Source organism: Ralstonia sp. ASV6 (assembly GCF_016429285.1).
Lineage (GTDB): Bacteria > Pseudomonadota > Gammaproteobacteria > Burkholderiales > Burkholderiaceae > Ralstonia > Ralstonia flaminis.
Genome location: NZ_JAELUI010000025.1, coordinates 1 through 24,125 on the forward strand (window position 1 = coordinate 1; position 24,125 = coordinate 24,125).

General features: G+C 63.0%; 18 protein-coding genes and 3 tRNA genes. 9 read left to right on the forward strand and 12 right to left on the reverse strand.

Translation table 11 applies throughout. The features are described from left to right. Positions 1-1,940, forward strand: a 1,940-nt coding sequence (locus tag JHD73_RS06860) for a bifunctional (p)ppGpp synthetase/guanosine-3',5'-bis(diphosphate) 3'-pyrophosphohydrolase (RefSeq protein ID WP_199029095.1), incomplete at its 5' end; no start/stop codon positions are given. Positions 1,941-2,089: 149 nt separating this feature from the next. Here JHD73_RS06860 and JHD73_RS06865 read toward each other — a convergent pair. Then, positions 2,090-2,166, reverse strand: a tRNA-Arg gene (locus JHD73_RS06865). A gap of 251 nt (positions 2,167-2,417) precedes the next feature. Next, a tRNA-Arg gene (locus tag JHD73_RS06870) sits at positions 2,418-2,494 on the reverse strand. Positions 2,495-2,610: 116 nt separating this feature from the next. Here JHD73_RS06870 and greB point away from each other — a divergent pair. Continuing rightward, positions 2,611-3,174 carry a transcription elongation factor GreB gene (gene greB, locus JHD73_RS06875; protein ID WP_199029097.1) on the forward strand — a complete coding sequence of 188 codons (564 nt, stop codon included), beginning with the start codon at positions 2,611-2,613 and terminating at the stop codon, positions 3,172-3,174. A 9-nt stretch (positions 3,175-3,183) separates the two neighbouring features. Here the strand turns inward: greB and JHD73_RS06880 are convergent, their stop codons facing one another. After that, positions 3,184-4,017, reverse strand: coding sequence for a DMT family transporter (locus JHD73_RS06880; RefSeq protein ID WP_199029099.1), 834 nt, complete (start codon positions 4,015-4,017; stop codon positions 3,184-3,186). Between the two features lie 147 nt (positions 4,018-4,164). Here JHD73_RS06880 and JHD73_RS06885 point away from each other — a divergent pair, with 147 nt between their 5' ends. The 3 genes from JHD73_RS06885 (at position 4,165) to JHD73_RS06895 (ending at position 6,023) form a co-directional block, all read left to right on the forward strand. Beyond that, positions 4,165-5,100, forward strand: a complete 936-nt coding sequence (locus tag JHD73_RS06885; protein WP_199029101.1) for a transcriptional regulator GcvA — start codon at positions 4,165-4,167, stop codon at positions 5,098-5,100. 71 nt (positions 5,101-5,171) lie between these two features. Next, positions 5,172-5,609 carry a YXWGXW repeat-containing protein gene (locus JHD73_RS06890; protein WP_199029103.1) on the forward strand — a complete coding sequence of 146 codons (438 nt, stop codon included), beginning with the start codon at positions 5,172-5,174 and terminating at the stop codon, positions 5,607-5,609. Between the two features lie 105 nt (positions 5,610-5,714). After that, complete coding sequence (locus tag JHD73_RS06895; protein ID WP_199029105.1) at positions 5,715-6,023, forward strand: hypothetical protein; 309 nt, start codon at positions 5,715-5,717, stop codon at positions 6,021-6,023. Between the two features lie 14 nt (positions 6,024-6,037). Here the strand turns inward: JHD73_RS06895 and JHD73_RS06900 are convergent, their stop codons facing one another. Next, positions 6,038-7,084 carry a PHB depolymerase family esterase gene (locus JHD73_RS06900; RefSeq protein WP_199029107.1) on the reverse strand — a complete coding sequence of 349 codons (1,047 nt, stop codon included), beginning with the start codon at positions 7,082-7,084 and terminating at the stop codon, positions 6,038-6,040. 291 nt (positions 7,085-7,375) lie between these two features. Between JHD73_RS06900 and lysM the strand changes: the two genes are divergently transcribed. Together lysM and JHD73_RS06910 are read left to right on the forward strand one after the other, a co-directional pair. Beyond that, entirely contained in the window at positions 7,376-7,861 is a 486-nt protein-coding gene (gene lysM, locus JHD73_RS06905; RefSeq protein ID WP_199029109.1) for a peptidoglycan-binding protein LysM, read from the forward strand. 299 nt (positions 7,862-8,160) lie between these two features. Next, positions 8,161-10,293: a hypothetical protein gene (locus tag JHD73_RS06910; protein WP_199029111.1), complete on the forward strand. Its 2,133-nt coding sequence runs from the start codon at positions 8,161-8,163 to the stop codon at positions 10,291-10,293. A 456-nt stretch (positions 10,294-10,749) separates the two neighbouring features. On the opposite strand, the gene JHD73_RS06915 is transcribed toward JHD73_RS06910, so the two are convergent. The 3 genes from JHD73_RS06915 to pepN form a co-directional block, all read right to left on the reverse strand. Continuing rightward, a tRNA-Thr gene (locus JHD73_RS06915) sits at positions 10,750-10,825 on the reverse strand. 76 nt (positions 10,826-10,901) lie between these two features. After that, positions 10,902-11,918 (reverse strand): class 1 fructose-bisphosphatase, encoded by a 1,017-nt coding sequence (locus JHD73_RS06920; RefSeq protein WP_199029113.1) that lies wholly within the window; start codon positions 11,916-11,918, stop codon positions 10,902-10,904. A 41-nt stretch (positions 11,919-11,959) separates the two neighbouring features. Then, positions 11,960-14,662, reverse strand: coding sequence for an aminopeptidase N (gene pepN, locus JHD73_RS06925; RefSeq protein ID WP_199029115.1), 2,703 nt, complete (start codon positions 14,660-14,662; stop codon positions 11,960-11,962). Between the two features lie 153 nt (positions 14,663-14,815). Here pepN and JHD73_RS06930 point away from each other — a divergent pair, with 153 nt between their 5' ends. Both JHD73_RS06930 and JHD73_RS06935 read left to right on the forward strand, forming a co-directional pair. After that, complete coding sequence (locus JHD73_RS06930) at positions 14,816-15,469, forward strand: DUF4136 domain-containing protein (protein ID WP_199029117.1); 654 nt, start codon at positions 14,816-14,818, stop codon at positions 15,467-15,469. Between the two features lie 306 nt (positions 15,470-15,775). Further along, complete coding sequence (locus JHD73_RS06935; RefSeq protein WP_199029119.1) at positions 15,776-18,097, forward strand: NADP-dependent malic enzyme; 2,322 nt, start codon at positions 15,776-15,778, stop codon at positions 18,095-18,097. A gap of 219 nt (positions 18,098-18,316) precedes the next feature. Here the strand turns inward: JHD73_RS06935 and JHD73_RS06940 are convergent, their stop codons facing one another. From JHD73_RS06940 to JHD73_RS06960, 5 genes are all read right to left on the reverse strand, one after another. Beyond that, the gene (locus tag JHD73_RS06940; protein ID WP_199029121.1) at positions 18,317-19,387 is read right to left on the reverse strand and encodes a porin; all 1,071 of its coding nucleotides are present in this window, start codon (positions 19,385-19,387) and stop codon (positions 18,317-18,319) included. Between the two features lie 137 nt (positions 19,388-19,524). Beyond that, positions 19,525-20,046: a 2-oxo-4-hydroxy-4-carboxy-5-ureidoimidazoline decarboxylase gene (uraD, locus tag JHD73_RS06945; protein WP_199029123.1), complete on the reverse strand. Its 522-nt coding sequence runs from the start codon at positions 20,044-20,046 to the stop codon at positions 19,525-19,527. Next, positions 20,043-21,017 carry an allantoinase PuuE gene (gene puuE / locus JHD73_RS06950; RefSeq protein ID WP_199029125.1) on the reverse strand — a complete coding sequence of 325 codons (975 nt, stop codon included), beginning with the start codon at positions 21,015-21,017 and terminating at the stop codon, positions 20,043-20,045. Before puuE ends, uraD begins: the two co-directional genes overlap by 4 nt. A 197-nt stretch (positions 21,018-21,214) precedes the next feature. Next, positions 21,215-22,636: an 8-oxoguanine deaminase gene (locus JHD73_RS06955; protein WP_199029127.1), complete on the reverse strand. Its 1,422-nt coding sequence runs from the start codon at positions 22,634-22,636 to the stop codon at positions 21,215-21,217. Between the two features lie 4 nt (positions 22,637-22,640). Continuing rightward, a complete protein-coding gene (locus JHD73_RS06960) occupies positions 22,641-24,050 on the reverse strand; it encodes a nucleobase:cation symporter-2 family protein (RefSeq protein ID WP_199029129.1) in 1,410 nt (469 codons plus the stop codon). Positions 24,051-24,125: the final 75 nt, after the last annotated feature.

The following is a 24,125-nucleotide window of genomic DNA, read 5'->3' on the forward strand; positions in this document are numbered from 1 at the left end:
TGATCGAAGATCAGGGGGTTACCAAGAGCGAGCTGGCTGAGAAATTCGGCCCCAAGGTCGCGGAACTGGTCGACGGCCTGACCAAGCTGGACAAGCTGGAATTCCAAAGCCGCGAGCAGGCGCAGGCTGAGAGCTTCCGCAAGATGTTGCTTGCGATGGCGCGCGATGTGCGCGTGATTCTCGTCAAGCTGGCCGATCGTACGCACAACATGCGTACGCTCGACCACGTGCCGCCCGAAAAGCGCCGCCGCATCGCGGGCGAGACGATGGAGATTTACGCGCCGATCGCACACCGACTCGGCCTGAACACCACATATCGCGAACTGCAGGAACTGAGCTTCCGTATCGGTTCGCCATTCCGTTACGCGACGCTCGAAAAGGCCGTGAAGGCGGCTCGCGGCAACCGTCGCGAGGTGGTGACGCGCATTCTTGAGACGGCGCAGCGCGCGCTGGCCGATGCGGGCATCCTGGCAGAACTCACGGGGCGCGAGAAGACGCTCTACAGCATTTACCGCAAGATGCACGACAAGCAATTGTCGTTCTCGCAGGTGCTGGATGTGTATGGCTTTCGCGTGGTGGTGGACACGCAGATGCAGTGCTACATGACCGTGGGCGCGCTGCATAGCTTGTACAAGCCGATGCCCGGCAAGTTCAAGGACTACATCGCGATCCCCAAGATCAACGGTTATCAGTCGCTGCACACGACGCTGGTGGGGCCGTTTGGCACGCCAGTCGAGTTCCAGATCCGCACGCGCGAGATGAACCAGATTGCGGAAGCCGGCGTGGCCGCGCACTGGATGTACAAGCAACATCAGGACGAGCCTGACCGCGCCCAGCAGCAGGCCCACCAGTGGTTGCAGTCGCTGCTCGACATCCAGAGTCAGACCGGGGATTCGCAGGAGTTTCTGGAGCACGTCAAGATCGACCTGTTCCCGGATGCCGTGTACGTGTTCACCCCCAAGGGCGAGATCCGCGCGTTGCCGCGTGGCGCGACGGCGCTGGACTTCGCCTACGCGGTGCACAGCGACCTGGGCAACCAGTGCGTGGCAGTCAAGATCAACAACGAACTTCTACCGCTGCGTACGGAGCTGAAGAACGGCGACATCGTCGAAGTGGTGACGGCGCCGTACTCGAAGCCCAATCCGGCGTGGCTCACATTCGTACGCACCGGCAAGGCGCGTGCGGCGATCCGACATTTCCTCAAGACGGCCAAGCTTGATGAAGCCATCCAGCTTGGCGAGCGCTTGCTGGAGCAGGCGCTGCGCCAGATCGGCATCGACATGAAGGCCGTGCCCGCGCCGGTGTGGGAACGCATCGTGCAATGGACGGGCAACAAGGCCCGCGAAGATATCTTTGCAGACCTTGCGCTCGGCCGCCGTGTGCCGGCCGTGATTGCACGCCGCATTGAGATCGTGCTGCAAGAGGGCGGGCACGAAGGCGACGAAGCCCTGATGGCCGCCGTGCATACTTTCGCCAACGAAGAGGCACCTGCGGTCACCGTTAGCGGTGATGAGGGCATGGCGATGGTGTTTTCGTCGTGCTGCCGGCCGATCCCCGGTGATTCCATCGTGGGCTACATCGGCAAGGGCGAGGGGTTGCAGATCCATGCGCAGGAATGTCGTGTGGCCAAGCGCCTGCACAGCAAGGATCCGGAGCACTGGATCGATGTCATGTGGGCCGAGCACACCACGCGTGCGTTCGACGTGTCGATCAAGGTGCTCGTGCGCAATACGAAGGGTATCCTTGCGCGCGTGGCAGCAGACCTGACCTCGGCCGATGCCAACGTGGCGCATGTGTCGATGGAGCAAGAGGGCAATCAGGAGGCGACGTACATGACGTTCCTGATTCAGGTGCACGACCGTGTGCATCTGGCCGACGTGATGCGCGCGCTGCGGCGTAACCCCGATGTGATTCGTATTGCGCGGGACCGCGGCGATTAGCCGGCGAGAGGCAATGATGCGCGAATAGGCGAGGCCGGCTGGCTTCGCCTTTTTTGTTTGTGGCCCGTGCGCGCAGCACCCTGATGGAGGAGGCGCCGGCAAAAGAAAAGGGCTTCCAGAAATGGAAGCCCTTTTCGTCTTTATCAGGTTGGTGCGGCTGGCAGGATTCGAACCCACGACCCCTTGGTTCGTAGCCAAGTACTCTATCCAACTGAGCTACAGCCGCAACCGAAGGGCGCGATTATACATGTGATCTGCAGGGAGTCTAGTGGCGATTCACGCATTGCGATGTGCGTAATGCCGAGAAGGGGGTGAGGCCTGTAAACCCGGCTTATTGATCCCTTTTTTTTTGGCCTGCTTTTCCTGTCGGCGCCTTGCGCTTGTGGCGCGTGCGCAGCTTGCCAACGAGAGGCGATGAGCGAGAGGGCAAACAAAAAGGGCTTCCATTTCTGGAAGCCCTTTTTGCCTTTATTAGGTTGGTGCGGCTGGCAGGATTCGAACCCACGACCCCTTGGTTCGTAGCCAAGTACTCTATCCAACTGAGCTACAGCCGCAACCGAGAAATGAGATTATACAGAGTTTTCCGACCTTGTGAACCCCCTTCTTCACTTTTTCTTCTGGAAGGGGCCAGCTTTCTATAATGGGGCTCTGAACCCACGTTGCTTCTACCATGAACAAGGCTTTCGTCCGGGAAGACTCCGGCGACGACGAAGACGATCTGCCCGAGGGCGCAGCGCCGCTGCCGCCGGGCTCCAAGAACTACATCACGCCCGCCGGCTATGAACGCCTGTGCTCGGAGTTGATGCATCTGATCGACACGGAGCGGCCCGAGGTGGTCGGCATCGTGTCGTGGGCTGCATCCAATGGTGATCGCTCCGAGAATGGCGATTACCTCTACGGCAAGAAGCGCTTGCGTGAGATCGACCGGCGCATCCGCTTCCTCACGCGCCGTATCGAAAAGGCGGAAGTGGTCGATGCCAGCCTACAGGGCGACAACGATCAGATTTTCTTCGGCGCGACCGTCTCCTATGCCAACCAGGCCGGAGAGGAGACCACCGTCACCATCGTCGGCATGGACGAGGTCGATCTCGATAAGGGCTATGTGAGTTGGATCTCGCCGATTGCGCGCGCGCTCATCAAGGCGCGTGAGGGGGATACGGTGCCGCTGCGCACGCCCGCGGGCGTCGAGCAGATCGACATCCTGGAAGTCAAATACCCGCCGCGCGCTGCATGAGCGCTGTGCTCACGCCGGGTGCCCGAGGCAGTAAGCACCGAAGGCAATGACCGAGCAGGCCGACAGGCGTCGCGCCGTGAGCGATTCCTTCAGGAAGAAGCGGCCGAGCAGTGCGGCAAACACCACCGACGTTTCACGCAGGGCCGACACCGGCCCCATTGGCGCGAGTGTCACGGCCCAGATGACGATGCCATACGCGACGAGCGAGACCACGCCGCCGCCAAATGTCTTGAGCGTGTTGGTGTCGCGCAGATCGATGTTCAGTGGGCCTTTCCATGCGCGATAGAGCAGCACCATCGGCAGGCCATCGAGCATGAACAGCCATGCGGAATATGCATTCGCGTTGCCGGCCACGCGCGCGCCAATGCCATCACACACCGTGTAGCACGCGATGAATACACCGGTGGTCAGTGCGGCGAGCGTGGAGCCGAGGTCCGCCTTGCGGCCTCGCGCCAGGCTGAGAATGCCACCGCTCACCAGCACCACGCCCGCGAGCGCAATGACGCCGGGCATTTCACCTGCGAACAGCGCAGCACCCATGGTCACCAGCAGCGGCGATGAGCCGCGCGCGATCGGGTACACCTGTCCGAACTCCCCGAACCGATAGGCCCGCGCGAGAAACACGTTGTAGCCGACGTGCAGCACAGCGGACAACGCTACGTACGGCCACGCAGCTGGGGCCGGCAACGGAAGTGCGATCGCCATCGGGATAGCGGCAACGCCGGATGCCAGTGTCATGAGCGTGATCGCGCGCAGGCGGTCGGAGCCGCTTTTCAGTAGCGCATTCCACGAGGCGTGGAGCAGGGCAGCGCACAGAACCAGGGCGATGACGATGGGAGTCACGATGGGCAGGGGGAGAGGGTGAGGTCGAGTCGATTTTTCTCACTCGACAGCGCAGCGGCTTGAGTGGGAAGTCGACAGCGTATCGCCGCAGATTTTGATCAACAATCGATATATACTGACTCGATCTGTGCAAAAAACTCACGCGATATGCGCAAGCTGCCTCCACTGAATGCTGTGCGTGCCTTTGAATCAGCCGCGCGCCATCTGAGCTTTACGCGTGCGGGCGAGGAGTTGAACGTCACGCATGGCGCCATCAGTCGGCAGATTCAAATGCTGGAAGCGTGGCTGGGCGTGCCGCTGTTCCGGCGCTTGAACCGGCGTGTTGAGTTGACCGACGCGGGGCAGCGCTACCTCTCTGAGATTGGTGTGGCGCTTGACCGCATCAGCGTGGCCAGCCAGTCGGTGCGCGATCGCGATGCGGCGCGCATCCTGCGCGTGAACAGCATCCCGACGTTCACGATGCGCTGGTTGATTCCGCGCCTGTCGACATTTCAGATGCGGTTTCCGCGTGTGGAGGTGCGGCTCACCACATCCATCGAAGAGATCGAAGATCTTCCGGACAACTTTGACGTGATCATTCGCGGTGGGCCGGAGATCCACGCGGGGTTCCGGTCGGGGCGCTTTCTGGATGAAAGTCGCTTTCCCGTATGCAGCCCGGCATTGCTCAAGCGCACGCCGCTGGTTGCGCCGTCGGATTTGCGGCGACACACGCTGCTGCATTCAGACACGCTGCCCTCGATCTGGCCAAGCTGGCTTGTACTGGCGGGCGTGCCCAATCTGCGGCCCGCGCACGCGCTCACGTTCGAGCATTTCTACTTATCGATCCAGGCAGCCATCGATGGGCTTGGGGTGGCGATGGGGCCGTCGGCACTCATCACTGAAGACTTGGAGGAGGGGCGGTTGGTCGCGCCATTTCCGGAGTTGGCGCTTGCCGCACGCAGCTACTACTGGTACTGCCCAGCACGCAATCTCGGTGACGAGGTGGTGCAGGCGTTTTGTGCATGGCTGGAAGAGGCGCGAGGGCCGCGTCACGCAATCGTGAGCACAATTTCGGCATCCGGTAACGAAGGTAACGCCGCGTAACACCCTAGGGAAGGCGGCGCAGGCCGATGCTAGGATCGAATCAAGCTCGATTGCAGAAGAAGGAGTCCCGGATGAAAAAGAACGCATGGATTCTCGCCACGTGCCTGGCTGCGGCTGGTGTGACGGCGTCGATTGCATTGCCTGCGCAGGCGCAGGTGTCCATCGGTGTGCAGATTGGCCCGACGTACGCGCCGCCGCCGCCCCAGTATGAGCCTGTGCCGGCCATGCAACCGGGCTACGTATGGGTGCCTGGGTACTGGCAATGGCGCGATGGTCGCTATGTCTGGCGTCGTGGCTATCGTGAGCACGGTCGACCGGGCTACCACTGGCGCGAGCCGCGTTGGGAGCAAGGCCCGCGCGGTTGGCAGATGCGTGAGGGCGGTTGGGATCGCGGCGATGATGGCCGTTGGCGCGGTCGTGATCGGGGCCGAGACTGGGACCACGATCGCCGTGATCGTGATGATCGCTACCACTGCCCTCCGGGCCACGCCAGGAAGGGTGAATGCTGATGCTGTGAAGACGGGCCGGTCATGTACCGGCCTGTGTTTTTTTCGGGATGCGTTTGCAGTGTCGACACGATGTGTCTGTCAGGCAGGCGTTCTCAAGGAGGTCACATGACCGTGGAATCGAACTGGCGCACCGAGGTTTACAAGGATTTCGACGTCTACGTGCTGGCCATTCCGCGCGCAGCGCGCAAGTCGGACCAGGAAGCGGCATCAGCGCTGAGGTTGTGGGACTTCGTTGTGCGCATCTGCGAATCGGGTGCAGACCCGACGGCCGTTGAAACTCTGGTCGCGCATTCACATGACGAGCGTCCGTTGCCGACGCGCGAGGCAGCTGAGGATGCCGGTCTCGCGCGTGGTTACGGCCTGATCGACGAGTTGCTGGGGCGCGGCGGCGTTCAGCAGTCGATCGATCTCTGACTCTGACGCGTTTTCTACGCTGCCAGTGCGGCTTCGCGCACGTGGCGTCGTGCGAATTGCCACCACAGCCAGGTCGCATCCGGCCCGGGTGCGTGGAAGGCGTAGCGGGGGTCGCCACCGCTCCAGGCGTGACCGGCTGCCGTGAGCTGGCACAGGCTGACGATGCATTCGCCATGACGCATGTCGTTGCGCAGGACGAACCCATCGCCGCGTGCGGTTTCGCGAGACACGCCGGTGGTGTCGCCCAGGTGGTTCAGCGCACGGAACTGCGAGGCCAGCTGTGCCTGATTGGCCGGGTTGACGGCGTCATCGCGCAGGCCGTGCAGGATCATCGTCGGCATGCCGGGGTAGGTGGCAACGTCCACCACCGCCGATAGCGCATCGAGCGGATCCACGCGCGCACCGCGCCGCATCAGGTTCAGCGCCGAGGCGGGCGTACGCGCGATACCCAGCGCCGGGCCGGAGTGCAGTGCCAGCGCGGCAAACAGCTTTGGATGACGCAGCGCCATCAGGCCGGCCAATCCCGCACCCGCCGACAACCCTGCCAGATACACGCGTGCCGGATCGGCGCCGGTCCGCTCCAGCGTTTGTTCGATCAGCCGACAGATGCCGTCTGCCTCGCGGGCACCGGCGTGTTCGGGGTCGTACCAGTGCCAGCAGCATTGCGGATGCGCGCGGCGCGGCTGCTCCGGATACAGCACGATGAAGCCTTCACGATCCGCCAGTGCATTCATGCGCGTGCCGTGCGCCAGCACCTCAGCCGATTGCTTGCAGCCGTGCAGCATCACCATCAGCGCGGGGGGCTTGCTGCCACGCGTGGGCGGTGTGTACAGCCAATATTCCGGGCGGCGAGCCACCACAGCGGGTGATTCAGGCTCGTAGATGAATTGCTCTCGTACAAATGTGCCGGCCGTGGGTGTCGGCACGGCGGGTACACGCACGCGGCGTGTGCCGTCGCGGCGAGTGCCGGGCTTGGGCGGCTTGACCGGCTTGGGTGGCCACGATTGGCGGCCGAAATCCGGCGTGGTCAACGCGTCAACCAGCCGGGTGATGGACTTCATCCACGTGCGGTGCATGGCGGCGGGTGGCTCGGACGGGGAGCTGCGGTATGCGCTCCCTCCGGCGCATTGTAGGTTCGGATGGAGAACCATTGTGCCAGTGATCTTGCTGCGCTGCAGCAATGCGGGGTAACCGATGTAACCGCGTGTTCCGCGTGCTGCAAAGTTTGCATTTGCTTCCTGCCTGTCATGGAGACACCGCACGCGAGCGGCTACACTGCGGCGACGGGCGCGCCCCGGATGCCCCGCGCCTGATGCTTTCCCTTTCCCCGTTGTGTACTTATGGAGGTCGTTATGGGTTTTTTTGACTTCATCAAAGAGGCTGGTGAGAAACTGTTCCATGGCAGCGCCGCAGCCGCGCCGGCCGACGCATCTGCAGACGCTGATGCTGCCAAGGCCGCCGACGATGCCAAGGGCCAAGCTATCCAGGACTACATCGCCCAGCAGGGCCTGAGCGCCACGGCACTGTCAGTGCAGGTGGAAGGCGATGCGGCCAAGGTATTCGGCGTGGCGCCAGATCAGCCCACGCGCGAGAAGATCATCCTGTGCTGCGGCAACGTTGACGGTATCAAGTCAGTCGACGACCAAATGTCGGTCAACACCGAGTCGGAAGAGTCGCAATGGCACACGGTGGAGCGCGGCGATACGCTGTCAGCCATCGCCAAGAAGTTCTACGACGATGCCAACAAGTACCCGGTGATTTTCGAGGCGAACAAGCCGATGCTGTCGGACCCGAACAAGATCTATCCGGGGCAGAAGTTGCGTATTCCGGCGGCCTGATCGAGGTAGTTCAGGCGCTTCCTAAGGCCCAAAAGCAAAAAGCCCAGTCGATGAAGACTGGGCTTTTTTCATCTCTAGACCAACCTCCTCACTCTGGGGCGGAGCTCTGTCTCTGGAGAGACATCCTCCGAACTGGGGATGTGCCTCTGGAGATGCTTTTCTTACTATCCGGGGTGCATTCACATTGTGAAGAAATTCGGTGGAATGCGTGGCTGGCGCATACCCAGGGAGGGCGGTGCCCGGCGTTTCCAATATCGACGAAGCACGACAAGCCTCGTCGAACGAGAACAGGGGGATTTATGGAAGCAGGGCACGTCAACCGCACCTGGCGCGTGGGTTTGGCCGCTACGGCCATCGCATTGGCAACCGCCACGTTGGTTGCCGGTTGTGGTGGCGGGTCGGACAGCGGTGGCAGTGGCAGCACGGGCGGCACCGCGACGCCGGCGTCGGCCAGCCTGACCGGTACGGCTGCAACCGGCAGTGCGTTGGCGAATGCCAACGTTGCCGTGACTGACAGCACGGGTAATTCGCCGTGCGTGGAAACCAGCATCACGACCACGGCCTTGGGGACTTACACCTGCACGCTGAAATCTGGCGAGACGGCACCGTTCTTCGTGGTCGTGACCGATCCGACCGGCAATACCGCGCCGCTGGCCAGCGTGACGACAACCACGCCACCGGCTGGCACGCCGCTTACGCTCAACGCCACCCCGCTGACCACCGCGATCCTGGCGCAGCTTTCACCGGATGGGAACCCGCTGACGCTGGTCAACGCAAAGACGGTGAATGCAAGCGCGCTCAAGGCAGTCACCGCCAATGTGGTGGCGCAATTGGCGTCGGTGCTGAGTGCCATCGGTGCGCCGACCAACTATGACCCGTTTGCCACCAGCATTACCGCTGCGACGTCATCCGGCGTTGGCAATACGGCTGACCAAATTCTGGATGTGGTAACGGTATCGAAGAATCCGGCCACAGGCCAACTGCAGCTGGCTACGGTCGACGGTACGCCCGTACCGCTGGCCACCGCCACCGGCGGTGGGTCGGCGCTGCCTGCGCCGGCCAAAAACGTTTCCAGCCTGCCGCAGGGCGCGCAGGCGTTGGCGAATGCGTTGACCGCTTGCTTCGCGTTGCCGACCTCGCAGCGCGTGCTGGGTACGGACTTCACGCTGCCCGCTACGCAAGGTGGCCCAAAGGTGACGTCGCTGGCGCCTGCCTGCCAGAACATTGCATCGGACACGAGCAATGCCGGCGGCATCGCCTTCCTGCACAACGGCTACGCCTTCGGGCAATGGCTCTTTGGCACGCTGACCAGCGACGCTATGACCGGTGCCAAGTTCAGCGTGCCGGAAGTCATGGCGTTCTATCCGGCTGGCTCCCCGTCGTCGCCCACGTACGATCAGGCCGTGCTGAACATCAAGTACCTAGACATCAACGGCAACCCGGGCAACATCATCGTGCTGGCGCGCTACATCGCCTCTGGCGCGTCGAGCGCGCACCCGTCCAACTGGTGGGTCGTCGGCAATCAACAGCCGGTGGAGGTGATCGACCGACTGCAGGTTCGCCGGGTCGAGCAGGTCAATCCGAGCTTCGCCGGCACGAGCGCCAACAGCAACAGCTATAGCCACTTCCAGACCGGCATCCAGTTCTGGATCAACGCCAAGGGCCCGGGCAGTGTCAACAGCAACGGCAACCTGAATTTTGCGCGCGTGACCGGGCCGGGCCTGCCGACCAGTGGCCTCGTCTATATCGCGCCCACCGGCGACAGCAACGAGCCGACTCAGCAATACATGGATGTGAGCAACAAGTTTGGTGTGGTCCCGGCTACCACCCGTTGCAGCAACGGCGGCACGGCCACATACAACTGCCCCAACTTTTGGTTCGCCCGCACGGTCGGCCTGACGGGGAGTGATGCGACCACGTTGGCTGCCCCGCGCAGCGATTTCAGCAATCCGGTATGGGCGCAGGCGTCGGATACCCTGGATTCGACTCCGGTTACGAAGGGTGCGCGATACAAGGTTGAGTTGTTCTATGGTTCGCAGACCACGCCTGACCGCGTCTACTACAAGACGCTGCTGACGGATCTGGTGCAGGCAACGCAGGCAGTGAACCTGCCGTGGAATACGGCGGGCAACCAGACGCAGGCGGATCTGAACCCGTCCAACAGTGCTACCAACGGCGTGCTGTCCTCGCTGACGGTGGATTGGGCGCAGAACCCATCGGCCCAGCAGATCGGCAGTGCCGCCGTCACGGTGGACTTGAAGGGCACCTATGGCACGTCAACCAATGTGGCCAGGGGTGCGACTTCGGTGGTGATTGGCCTGCCGAACTCACAGCAGGTGCCGGCGCTGACGACTTCCGGCACGCGTTCGATCCTGTTCAACTATCGCATGCTGGACAACAGCCTCAAGAGCGCGGTGTACACGTACAACTGAGCTTAAGTGTGAAATACGTTCCGACCCAGGTTCCAGCACGCTACCGATAGCGCGTGCAGGAACCCGGAAGGAATCACGGATGGGCGCGCCACACGGCGCGCCCATTTTTCTTTGTAATCCCCGCCCAGACCGGACCAGCGTTGTCTTGGTTCGCTGACGAAACGCGGTCCAGAGTGGATTGCGGTAGGCGCTACAAGCTGTCGATAGACGGCTCAAGTACTGCGTCTGCGGCAGGCGCTTTGGCTAAAAGTCTGTGTGGGAGTCTGTGCGACCGAGCAGCTGCGGGAGCCTCGCTGCTGGAGTTGTTTGTGCCGAGCGCGGGGCTTATCGGCAGCGCTTTGATGCGTCGGTCAGTGCTAAATCGTGCGAGCACTTCTATCGGCTGTTTCGTGCCTGCATGGCGCAGCAAGAGCCAAGCAAAAAGCCCAGTCGATGAAGACTGGGCTTTTTGAATTCTGGTGCCGCTGACCGGAATCGAACTGGTGACCTTCGCATTACGAATGCGCTGCTCTACCGACTGAGCTACAGCGGCGTCGGAAACAGCGATTCTAACAGAACTTTTTGTCGCCCTGCAAGCGTCGCTGTAATGACGGCCTCAAGTGGCGTTGTTACGCCGTTTTTTCGGCCTCGAGGTGGTATTGCGTGACGCGGTCCACCTCGTTCTTCGAGCCCAGGACCACCGCCACGCGCTGGTGCAGCTTTTCGGGCTGGATGTCCAGAATGCGCTGCTGGCCATTGGTGGCGGCACCGCCAGCCTGCTCCACCAGGAATGCCATCGGGTTGGCCTCGTACATCAGGCGCAGCTTGCCGGCTTTGCCTGGTTCACGCTTGTCCCAGGGGTACATGAAGATGCCGCCGCGCGTGAGGATGCGATGCACATCGGCCACCATCGAGGCGATCCAGCGCATGTTGAAATCCTTGCCGCGCGGGCCTTCGGTGCCGGCCAGGCATTCGTCGATATAGCGGCGCACGGGCGGGGCCCAGTGGCGCATGTTCGACATGTTGATGGCGAATTCCTTCGTGTCGGCAGGAATCTTCACGTCACGGCTGGTCAGCACGAAGCTGCCGATTTCGCGGTCGAGCGTGAACATGTGCACGCCGTTGCCGACGGTCAGCACCAGCGTGGTCTGCGGGCCGTACACGGCATAGCCGGCGGCGACTTGCTTGGCACCGGGTTGCATGAAGTCGGCTTCGGTCACGGCCTCGCCGGCCTTGGGCATGTGCAGCACCGAGAAGATCGTGCCAATCGACACGTTCACGTCGATGTTGGACGAGCCATCGAGCGGATCAAACAGCAACAGGTATTCGCCCTTCGGATAACGATGGGGAATCTCGTAGAACGACTCCATCTCTTCCGAGGCCATGGCGGCCAGGTTGCCGCCGTATTCGTTGGCTTCGAGCAGGACTTCGTTGGCGATCACGTCCAGCTTCTGCTGGGTTTCGCCTTGCACGTTGCCGGTGCCGGCCGAGCCGAGCACACCAGCAAGGGCGCCCTTGTTGACGCTGTGCGAGATCGCCTTGCAGGCGCGTGCCACGACTTCGAGCAGCAGACGCAACTCGGCGGGGATGGTGTTGTGCTCGCGCTGCTCTTCGATCAGGTAGCGGGTGAGGTTGATGCGCTTCATGGGTTCTCCTGAGACGGGCGCGATTTTACCTGACGCAATGTTCACGCCAGTGCCTTGCCGACGATCTCGCGCACGTCACGCGACAGGCTCGGGTGCGAGGCCACGCGCTTAAGCGCAGCCTGCATGGCGTCGCGCAGCGTGGGCACATACTTGCGCCAGCGGTCCAGCGAACGTGCCAGGCGGGCGGACACCTGCGGGTTGATGGCATCGAGCGCCAGCACCTGCTCGGCCCAAAAGGCATAGCCTGAACCGTCGGCCGCGTGAAACTGTGCCGGGTTGCCCGAGCAGAAGCTGAAGATCAGCGAGCGTGCTCGATTCGGATTACGCAGCGTGAAGGCCGGATGTGCCATCAGCGCGCGCACGGTCTCCAACGTTGGCTTGCCGACAGCGCCGGGTTGCATGGCCTGCAGCGAGAACCACTTGTCGATCACGAGCGCGTCGTCGGCAAAGCGCGTGTAGAAGTCCGCCAGCGCAGCTTCGCGACCCGGCGCGTAGCTTGTGACCAGGGCGGACAGCGCGCCCATGCGGTCGGTCATGTTGGTGGCGCGGGCGTATTGCTGTTCGGCCAGGGCCAACGCTTCGGGGGCTTCGGTTTCCACCAGGTAACCCAGGGCGATGTTCTTCAGCGCGCGCTTGCCGGCGGACACGGCATCGGACGAGTAGGCGCCTTCGGTCTGGTTGTCTTGGTAGGCGCGCAGCAGTTCGGCGTTGAGCTTTTCCGCCAGCGTGCGGCGCAGCGTGCGGCGTGCGGTGTGAATGGCGGCCGGGTCGGCCACGTCCATGCGCTCGGCTAGGTAGCTTTCGGCGGGCAGGATGAGCATCTGCTCGCGGAAGGCAGGGTCGAGCGAGGCATCGGCCACTACGGCGCGCAGTGCTTCCACCAGTGCGGGGTCGACCACAGGGGTGCGGCCGTGCTGGATGTCCGTCACCATGCGCAGTAGTGTATCGGTGGCCAGCCGCTGGCCGGCTTCCCAGCGGTTGAACGGGTCGGAATCGTGCGCGAGCTGGAAGGTGAGCTGCTCGGTGATGTAGTCGTATTCGACGATCACCGGCGCTGAGAAATTACGCAGCAGCGAGGGCAGCGGCGCCTCGGTCACGTCTTCGAAGACGAAGGTTTGCTTGGTCTCGGTAAAGTCGAGCACGCGCGTGGTGACGGACGAAGGCGACGCGGTTTCGCCACGCAAGCGCAGCGGCAGATCACGGCCCTGGCTGTCGATCAGGCCGACAGCAAACGGAATGTGGAACGGCTGCTTCTGGATGCCGCTGTTGATCTCGATACCGACCGGCTCGCAGCGTTGGCGCAGCGTGAGCGTGTAGGTGTGCGTGGCGGCATCATGGTGGCCCTCCACGGCAACCACCGGCGTGCCGGCCTGGCTGTACCAGCGGCCAAACTGTGTGAGGTCGCGGCCATTGGCATCGGCCATGGCGGCGCGGAAATCATCGCACGTGACGGCGTGGCCGTCGTGGCGCTGGAAGTACAGGTCCATCCCTTTGCGGAAGCCGTCGCGGCCGAGCAGGGTCTGGTACATGCGCACAACCTCGGCGCCTTTTTCGTACACCGTGACGGTGTAGAAGTTGTTGATCTCTTCGTAGCTGTCAGGGCGCACCGGGTGGGCCATTGGGCCCGCGTCTTCTGGGAATTGTGCCTGGCGCAGCAGGCGCACGTCTTCAATGCGCTTGACGGCGCGGGCGCTTGCGGCGGCGGCTTCGTTGCCAGCAAGTGCTGCCATGTCCGCCGAGAACTCCTGATCGCGGAACACCGTCAGGCCTTCCTTCAGGCTCAACTGGAACCAGTCGCGGCAGGTGACACGGTTGCCCGTCCAGTTGTGGAAGTACTCGTGGCCGACCACCGATTCGATGTTGGCGAAGTCCACGTCGGTGGCGGTCTCCGCATTGGCCAGAACGTACTTCGTGTTGAAGATGTTCAGGCCCTTGTTCTCCATCGCGCCCATGTTGAAGTCGCCCACGGCGACGATCATGAAACGGTCCAGATCCAGTTCCAGGCCGAAGCGGCGCTCATCCCAATGGATCGAGTGGATGAGCGAATCCATCGCATGACGCGTCTTGCCCAGGTCTTGCGCTTCCACCCACACCTGCAGCAGCTTTTCCTTGCCCGAGGCGGACTGGATGCGTTCTTCAATGCATTCGAGCTTGCCTGCCACCAGCGCGAACAGGTACGACGGCTTCTTGAACGGGTCGTGCCACACGGCTTCGTGGCGGCCGTCCGGCAGATCGCTCTCGGAGACGAGGTTGCCGTTGGACAGCAGCACCGGGTAGTCGGCTTTCAATGCACGCAACGTGACGGTGTAGACCGTCATCACATCCGGCCGGTCGAGGAAGTAGGTGATCTTGCGGAAGCCCTCGGCCTCGCACTGCGTGAAGAAGTTGCCGTTGGAGACGTACAGCCCCATGAGCGATGAATTGGCAGCCGGGTTGCAGTAGGTGGTGAGCTCCAGCGTGAAGCTGGCACCGACCTCCGCTGGTACGGCATCGATGGTGAGCGTGTCGCCGTTGGCTTGCAGGCCGGGCAGCGCCTGGCCGTCGACGGTTGCGCCCGCCAGTTCCAGCCCTTCGCCCATCAGCACGAGCGGCTTGCCGGCGGCCGTGCGCGTCATGCGCAGGCGGTTGACGACGCGGGTACGCTCGGGCACCAGGTCGATTTCCAGGGCCACTTCATCAATGCGGAACGCGGGGGCGGCGTAATCCTTGCGGTAAATCGTCACGGCAGTATCGGTGCGCAACATCGGTAACATCCTCGTAGCGGAACGCAAAAGACCATTGTACTCAGGCGCTTGGCGGGAATCTTCAGCGCAAAGCGTGACTCTGAGGAAAAGGCCGGGCGCAACGCTTTGCGGGCGCGTCGGAACCTGTCTGATTGAAGAGTAGGGGGATTTTCTATGTGGAATTGGGCCAAGAGGATCAAACCATCCGGCATCTGGCCGATAGCCGGCGCGCTGATGGCAGCCAGCCTGCTGGCGGGTTGCGCGAGCACCGTCACCAGCCAGGTCACCGCGTTCAAGCAGCCCGGCTGGGAAGACGCGCCGCCGCGCACGTATGCGTTTGAGCACACTGCAGCGCAGCAAAATGATCTGGAGCACCAGACCTACGAGGCTTGGACATCCGATCAACTGGCCGCTCGCGGCTTTACCAGTGCGCCGCGTGCCAGTGCACGCTATCTTGTCCGTCTGAATTACTCGACCGCCACGCGCCTTGTGCAGGTGCGCCAGCCGGTCTACCCGGATCCGTACTGGGGCCCTGGCCCATGGGGGCCGTGGCGTGGTCCGTGGGGACCCTGGGGCCCGTGGGGTCCGCAGTATGTCGACACCAACGTGCAGGTGCCGTTCTATGCCTATCACGTTGACATTGAAGAGGCTGCATCGGGCAAACGCGTCTACCAGGTAACGGCGCAGACCCAGGGTGGGGACGGTTCCCTGACCGCAGTGATGCCCTACCTGATTCGCAGCGCCTTTGCCAATTTCCCGGCGCCGAACGCGCAGCCCATCGTCGTGGAGCTGCCCGTTGATCCATCAGTGAAACCGGCGGCTAAGTAGTGCGCCCGAGTGGGTTTTGGCAGGCGGTCTACGTTAGAATGTATGACCTAATTTGCGGGCCGCCAGCCGTACCCTCGCTTGAGCGTTGTCACTCCATCCCATCTCGCGCCGACCGCCACCCCTGGCCGGCGCAGCCTGCGCGCCGTCGCCACCCTCCTGACGGTGTACCGCAACGCCTGCGGCCTTGCTCCCGGTTTCTCTCTGTCCCCACTGTTTTTTGCCACATCGTCTCGGGGAGTTTCTGCCTGAGCGCACGTGCGTCTCATCTGCGGAACTCCTCATCAGGCTCCATCAGGATTCATCGATATGAACGACAAGCTTCACGACGCCTCGCCCGATTCCCAAGACCAGGGCGCCGAGGCCGAATTGCGCCGCGCCGCGTTTGAATACCACCGCGCCCCGACGCGCGGCAAGATTGAAGTGCGCCCGACCAAGGCGCTGATCAACCAGCGCGATCTGTCGCTGGCGTACTCGCCGGGCGTGGCGTATCCGTGTCTGGCGATCGAGCAAGATCCGGCGCTAGCGGCTGAGTACACCTCGCGCGGCAACCTCGTTGGCGTAATCACCAACGGCACCGCCGTGCTGGGCCTGGGCGATATCGGCCCGCTGGCCAGCAAGCCGGTGATGGAAGGCAAGGGCTGCCTGTTCAAGAAGTTTGCCGGCATCGACGTGTTCGACATCGAACTGGCCGAGCGCGATCCGGACAAGCTGGTCGACATCATCGCCTCGCTGGAGCCGACACTGGGCGGTATCAACCTCGAAGACATCAAGGCGCCGGAGTGCTTCTACATCGAGCAGAAGCTGCGTGACCGCCTGAACATTCCCGTCTTCCACGACGACCAGCACGGTACGGCGATCATCTCGTCGGCGGCACTGCTCAACGGCCTGAAGGTTGTTGGCAAGGACATCGCCAAGGTGAAGGTGGCGGTGTCGGGCGCGGGCGCCGCGGCGATTGCCTGCCTGGATGTGATGGTGGGCCTGGGCGTCAAGCGCGAGAACATCTACGTGGTCGACTCGAAGGGCGTGATCTACGTCGGCCGTGACGCCAAGATGGAAGCGAACAAGGCGCGCTATGCGCAAGACACGTCGGCCCGTACGTTGGCCGACATCATGCGCGATGCCGATGTGTTCCTCGGCTGCTCGGCGGCCGGCGTGGTGACGGCCGACATGGTCAAGACCATGGCGCCGAAGCCGATCATCCTGGCGCTGGCCAACCCCGAGCCGGAAATCCGCCCGGAAGTGGCCAAGGCCGCGCGCCCGGACTGCATCATCGCCACGGGCCGTTCGGACTACCCGAACCAGGTCAACAACGTGCTGTGTTTCCCGTACATCTTCCGCGGCGCGCTCGATTGCGGCGCTACCAAGATCACGGAAGCGATGAAGCTGGCGTGCGTGAAGGCCATTGCTGAACTGGCAGAGGCGGAAACGAACGACGCTGTGGCTCAGGCGTACGCCGGTCAGGACCTGAACTTTGGTCCGGACTACATCATTCCGAAGCCGTTCGATTCGCGCTTGATCGAGAAGATCGCACCGGCAGTTGCCAAGGCCGCAGAAGAGTCCGGCGTGGCCACGCGCCCGATCAAGGATCTGGACGCCTATCGCGCCCAACTGAGCGACTTCGTGTACCACACCGGTCTGACCATGCGCCCGGTGTTCTCGGCCGCCAAGGCCAATCCGAAACGCGTTGTCTACACCGAAGGCGAAGAAGAACGCGTGCTGCGCGCCGTGCAGACGGTGGTGGACGAAGGCCTGGCCAAGCCGATCCTGATCGGCCGCCCGCACGTAATCGAAATGCGCATCCAGAAGGCCGGTCTGCGCCTGAAGGCCGGTGTGCATTTCGAGCTGGTGAACCCGGAAGATGACGCGCGCTACCACCAGTACCACACCGCGTATCACGAACTGATGGGGCGCAACGGTGTGACGCCGGACATGGCCAAGTCGGCGCTGCGCCGCTCGAACACGCTGATCGGCGCGCTGCTGGTGCGCCTGGGCGATGCCGACGCGATGCTGTGCGGCACGGTCGGCCGCTTCGATGCGCACCTGGAGCACGTGCGTGACGTGATCGGCCTGGCCCCGAATGCCAAGGTGTTCGCCGCCATGAACGGCCTGATGCTGGAGAAGCACACGCTGTTCATCACGGATACGTTCGTCAACGAGAACCCGACCGCTGAAGAGCTGGCCGACATCACCAAGCTGGCGGCAGAGGAAGTGCGCCGCTTCGGCCAGGAGCCGAAGGTGGCGATGTTGTCACACTCGATGTTCGGCTCGTCGAAGAGCGCGTCGGCGCGCAAGGTGCGTGCGGCGTATGACCTGCTGAAGGCGGAGGTGCCCGAGCTGCAAGTGGAAGGCGAGATCCAGGGCGACGCTGCGTTGTCGGAAGACATCCGCCACCACTTCCTGCCCAAGAGCGCGTTTGCCGGCAGCGCCAACCTGCTGGTGATGCCGACGCTGGACGCGGCCAACATCACGTTCAACGTGCTCAAGATGACGGGCGGGCAGGGCGTGACGGTGGGCCCGATCCTGCTGGGCGCAGCCAAGCCGGTGCACATCCTGAACCCGTCGGCCACATCGCGCCGTATCGTCAACATGACGGCATTGGCGGTGGCAGACGTGTCGGCGGCACGTTGATCGGTTGATCACCAAACCAGGGCCGCCAGCATGTGGCGGCCCGAATGAAGCATGAGAAACGGCGCCTGAAGCGATTCAGGCGCCGTCTTTCATGGTGGGTTCGGGATCAGGGTGATCAGGGTCTGCAGGCGTAAAAAAACGGCGCCCGAGCCCCGGAACGCCGTTTGAAGGATCCGCCCGCGCTGTCGATACGCGGGCGGTGACAAGGAAAGCAATCGCTTAGAACTTTGCGCGGATGCCCACGCCGAAGGTGTCGGCGGACGACAGGGTCGAGACCTTGTCGCGGAAGTAAGCGGCGTACACGTCGGTACGCTTGGACAGCGAATAATCGTAGCCGACTGCCCAAGTGTTGCGCTTCACGTCAGCTGCACCCGAGGTTTTCGTGTACGCGTACGACGCCAGCACACTGCCTGGACCGACCGGAATCGACACGCCCAGTTGGCCGCCGTTGCTCTTGGCGTCGCCCGAAGCGATCGTGTTCTTGATGTACTGGTACTGACCGTACAGCTTGACCACACCGAAGTCATACGTTGCACCCAGTTGTGCTGCCGACTGACGCTGGAAGCCCGCCACCAGGCTGTTCAGGTCACCCGGGTTCGAATCGAAGCGCACTTGCTGGAAGGCTGCCGTGGCTGCGAAGTTGCCGTGGAAGTAGAGGAAGTTGCCGCCCCACTTGTTCTGGCCATTGTGGCCAGCTTGCTCGCCTGCGCCGTAGATGAAGTTACCGGTCAGGCCGTTGAAGTCCGGCGTGGAGTACAGGATCGAGTTGTTCCAACCCGAATCGCCCACCAGACCCGAAATGCCGCCGGGGCCGCTCAGACCGTTGCCCAGGTAGGTGTGGAACACCATCGGCGAGAAGGTGTACGAATCAACAAACGGGTTGAACAGGATCGTCGAGACGAAGTACGGCGGCGTCACGCGGCCGAGCTTGATCGAGCCCCAGGTGCTCGACTGCAGGCCGACGAACGAATTGCGGGCGAAGAACGTGTCGCCATCAAAGCGGCCGGATTTGCCGGTGTCCGGGCGGAAGAACGCTTCCAACGTGAAGATGGCCTTCAGACCGTTACCCAGGTCTTCGCTACCCTTCATGCCCCAATACGATGTGGACATACCGCCGGCGTTGACCACCCAGGCCCGGTCGGATGCGCCCAGGCTCTTGGTCGCCCCCACCCAGTTGTCGACCTGCCCGTACAGCGTGACGGACGATTGCGCTTGTGCGCCGGCGCTCAACGCCCCCAGCGCGGATGCCACTGCGAGCGCGGCAGCACCACGCTTGAATTTCGACTGCATTGCTACCTCCTTTGTTGTTGAGGATCACTGCAGGTTGCGCCGCATTCTTTGATGCGATCGCAGGCCGGCCGGTCAGGCTCCATGCCGGGCGGTGTCCCATGCCCCATGACACCGCACCCACAGCGTGGTTGTATTGGTTAACCTGAAATCAAATCGTTCAGACGGAAACCGGCGATGCGATGAATCTGTTCCAGCGACGTACGCAGCTCGGTGTCGCGGTCGTTCTCAACTCGCTTGCTGAAGTTGTCGATGATTCCGTGGCGGTCGTAGCCGCGCACTGCCAGGATGAACGGGAAGCCGAACTTCTCGTTGTACTGGGCGTTGAGTGCCTGCAGGCGTGCGAACTCCTCTGGCGTGCACTGGTTCAGACCCGCGCCGCTCTGTTCGCGCGTCGACTCCGCCGTCAGCTCACCGCGCACGGCAGCCTTGCCCGCCAGTTCCGGGTGAGCACGGACGAGCTTGAGCTGCGGTGCTTCACCGGCCGCATCCACGGCATGCCGCATGGCAGCGATCAGCGCGTCGGCCGAGGCGAACGGGCGTTGCGTTGCGGTCTGTTCAGCCACCCATGGCGAGTGCTCGTAGATGCCGCCCAGGACTTGCACGAACTGCGATGCGTCCATGCCGTTGAGTTGGGAGAGGGTGTAGGTGGTCTGGCTCATGCTGTGGTGCTCAAAACGGGTTGCTTGGCCGGTTGTTGGCCGTATGGGTGGTTCTGCATCCAGTGCTGCGCGATGTCGATGCGCCGGCAGATCCACACCTTGTCGTGCGATTGCACGTAATCCAGGAAGCGCTGCAGCGCGCGGAAACGCGCCGGGCGGCCCAGCAGGCGGCAGTGCATGCCGATCGACAGCATCTTCGGCTGCGCCAGGCCGTTGGGGTCACCCTCTTCGTACAGCACGTCGAAGGCATCCTTCAGGTACTGGTAGAAGTGGTCGCCGGTGTTGAAGCCTTGCGGGCTGGCGAAGCGCATGTCATTGGTGTCGAGCGTATACGGCACCACCAAGTGCGGCTTGCGCTCGCCACCCGAGACTTCGACTTCGGTCCAGAAAGGCAGGTCGTCGCCGTAGTAGTCGGCGTCGTAGGCAAAACCGCCGTGCTCGACCACCAGGCGGCGCGTGTTGGGGCTGTCGCGGCCGGTGTACCAGCCCAGCGGCGCGTTGCCGGTCAGCTGGCGGATGATCTCGACGCCAATGCGCATGTGTTCGCGCTCGGTGGCTTCGTCAACGTTCTGGTAGTGGATCCAGCGCCAGCCGTGGCAGGCGATTTCGTGACCGAGGTCGACGAAGGCTTGTGTCACGTCCGGATGGCGCTGCAAGGCCATCGACACGCCGAAGATCGTCATCGGCAGGCCACGTTTCTCGAACTCGCGCAGGATGCGCCACACGCCCGCACGCGAGCCGTATTCATAGATGCCTTCCATGCTCATGTGGCGAGCAGGGTAAGCGGCCGCACCGATGATCTCGGAGAGGAACTGCTCCGAGCCCGCATCGCCGTGCAGCACGCAGTTTTCACCGCCTTCTTCGTAGTTGAGGACGAATTGCAGTGCTACGCGCGCGCCACCCGGCCACTTTGCATTGGGCGGGTTCTTGCCGTAACCGATCAGATCGCGCGGATAGTTATTGTTTGTCATGGTTTTTTCATGTCGAGGAGACTTCATACAACACCGGTCAGGCAGTGGAATGAGACTTTCCAAATTCACGACATCACGAATAGATGTTGTTCCCGTGATTGCATGGCCCTGCCGCTTGAAAGTTGCTGGGCTCGTGCCGTTGCGGGAACGCCGCAGAGCTGCGGGCAACGTCGTGAAACAGGCAAGGCTCCATCACGTCAGGCCGGAACTGCCCGGGCAGCCTGCGCCAGTTCCAGCGCAAGCCTCCGGTGAACCGTGAGATGGGCATCGAGTTCCAGCGTGGTCAGGCGGCCATCTTCGACGACCACGCGCCCGTTGATCACGCTGTGCGCCACGTTGGACGGGGCACAGAACACCAATGCGGCAACCGGGTCGTGGTCGGCACCAGCAAAGCTGACTTGATGGCGATCGAAGCTGACAAAGTCAGCAGACATGCCGGGTGCAAGCGCGCCGATATCGTCGCGGTTGAGCACGCGGGCACCGCCGAGCGTGGCGATTTCCAGCGCCTCACGTGCGCTCATTGCTGCAGGACCAAAGCCGACGCGGGCGAGCAGCATCGCCTGGCGCGTTTCGCCGAGCATGTGTGCGCCGTCGTTCGAGGCGCTGCCATCCACGCCCAGGCCGACGGGTACGCCGGCGTCCCGCATGGTGCGGATCGGCGCAATGCCTGAGGCCAGACGCATGTTCGAGCATGGGCAGTGCGCTACGCCCGTACCGGTGCGTGCGAACACGTCGATGCCATGCGCGTCGAGCTTGACGCAGTGCGCATGCCAGACATCGCGGCCGACCCAACCGAGGTCTTCCGCATACTCGGCTGGCGTCATGCCGAACTTCTCGCGCGAGTAGGCGATGTCGTTATCGTTCTCGGCCAGGTGGGTGTGCATCGACACGCCGTAGCTGCGCGCGAGCTTGGCCGATTCGCGCATGAGATCGCGCGAGACCGAGAAGGGCGAGCACGGCGCCACCACCAAGCGCAGCATGGAGTGGCGATCGGCGTCGTGCCAGGTTTCGATCAGGCGCTGCGTTTCCTTGAGGATGGCTTCTTCGCCTTCGACCACGCGGTCCGGCGGCAGGCCGCCCTGGCTGCGGCCGACACTCATGCTGCCCCGTGCGGCGTGAAAGCGCATGCCGATCTGCTGCGCGGCTTCAATCGAATCATCGAGCCGGCTGCCGTTGGGGTACAGGTACAGGTGGTCGCTGGAGGTTGTGCAGCCCGAGAGCAGCAGTTCCGCCATTGCCGTGAGCGTGGATACACGCACCATCTCGGGCGTGAGGCCCGCCCACACCGGATACAGATTCGTGAGCCAGCCGAACAGCTCGGCATCCTGCGCAGCGGGCAGCGCGCGCGTCAGGCTTTGATACATATGGTGGTGCGTGTTGACGAAGCCGGGCGTGACCACGTGGTCACGCAGTTCCATCACACGCACGTTGGGCTGGCCGATGGCATCGCGATACTGCGCGGGCAGATCGGCCGTGGCGCCCACCCATTCGATCACGCCACCGCGCGCCACCAGGGCGCCGTCGGGGATCTCGCGGCGTTGCGCATCCATCGTGACCAGCACGTCGGCATGACGGGCAATCAGGAGCGGGTCGTTGTGCGCGACAGTGGCGTTGTTCATGCAGTTACTCCGTGCCGTGAGTGTTGGCAGCAGCGTCGCGCATGGCGTGCTCGGCCGACTGCATGCCGTTGTAGTAGAGGTTCAGCGTGACGGCGACCAGCGTGCCCAGCACGATGCCGCTGTGCGTGACTGGCTCCAGCCAATGCGGCAGGTACTGGAAGAAGGTCGGTGCCAGCGTCGGGATCATGCCGAAGCCAATCGAGATGGCCACGATGAACAGGTTGTGGCGGTACTTGTTGAAATCGATCGAGCCGAGGATGCGCACGCCCGTTGCCGCCACCATGCCGAACATCACGATGCCCGCGCCGCCCAGCACGAAGGAAGGCACCGAAGCCACGATGTGCGCCATCTTCGGGAACAGGCCCAGCACGATCAGGATGATGCCGCCCATGGCTGCCACGAAGCGCGAACGCACGCCCGTGACGGTCACCAGCCCCACGTTCTGCGAGAACGAGGTGTACGGGAAGGTGTTGAACAGGCCGCCGATCACGGTGCCCAGGCCGTCAGCGCGCAGGCCGCGGGTCAGGTCATCGGTGGACAGCTTCTTGCCGGTGATCTCGGCCAGGGCCAAGAACATGCCGGTCGATTCCACCAGCGTGATCATCATCACGATGCACATCGAAGCGATGGCGCCAAAGTGGAAGGTCGGCATGCCGAAGTGCAGCGGCGTGATGACGGCCACCCAGTCGGCATCGCCCATGCCGCTGAAGTTCACCTTGCCGAAAGCCATGGCGATGAATGTGCCGATCACGATGCCCAGCAGCACGGCGATGTTGCCGATCAGGCCTTTACCGTACTTGGTCAGCAGCAGAATGATGACCAGCACCGCCGCCGCGATGCCGAGGTTACCCAGGTTGCCGTACTCGAGGTTCGGTACGGTTTGCAGTACGCCGTCGACCACCGCTTTCTTGGTCGGTTGGCCGCCAGCAGCCCAGTTGATGCCCACGCCCATCAGCGACATGCCGATCAGCGTGATGACGGTGCCTGTTACGACCGGTGGGAAGAGCCCCAGCACACGCCCCATGAGCGGCGCAACGATGATGCCGAATATCCCCGCCGCGATCACCGCGCCGTAGATACCCAGCAGGCCGATGGTGGGGTCGGTACCAATGGCGATCATCGGGCCGACGGAGGCGAAGGTCACCCCCATCATGACTGGCATGCGAATACCAAACTTCCAGATGCCGAACGCCTGGATGAGCGTGGCAAGACCGGCAGCAAACAGGTCGGCGTTGATCAGGAAGGCCATCTGCTCTTTGGGCAGATGCAGTGCACCGCCGACGATGAGCGGCACTGCCACGGTGCCTGCATACATCACCAATACATGTTGCAGGCCCAATGCGAGCAGGCGGCCATAGGCCACGCGCTCATTGGTCAGATCCGCCGTGGGGGCGGCGAGGGTGCTGCTTGCCATATACGTCTCCTTTGGGTGGTGAGCCGGACGGGCGTCCGGCTTGTGGCGGCCGGCCTCTGTCGTGCCAGCTCGCCC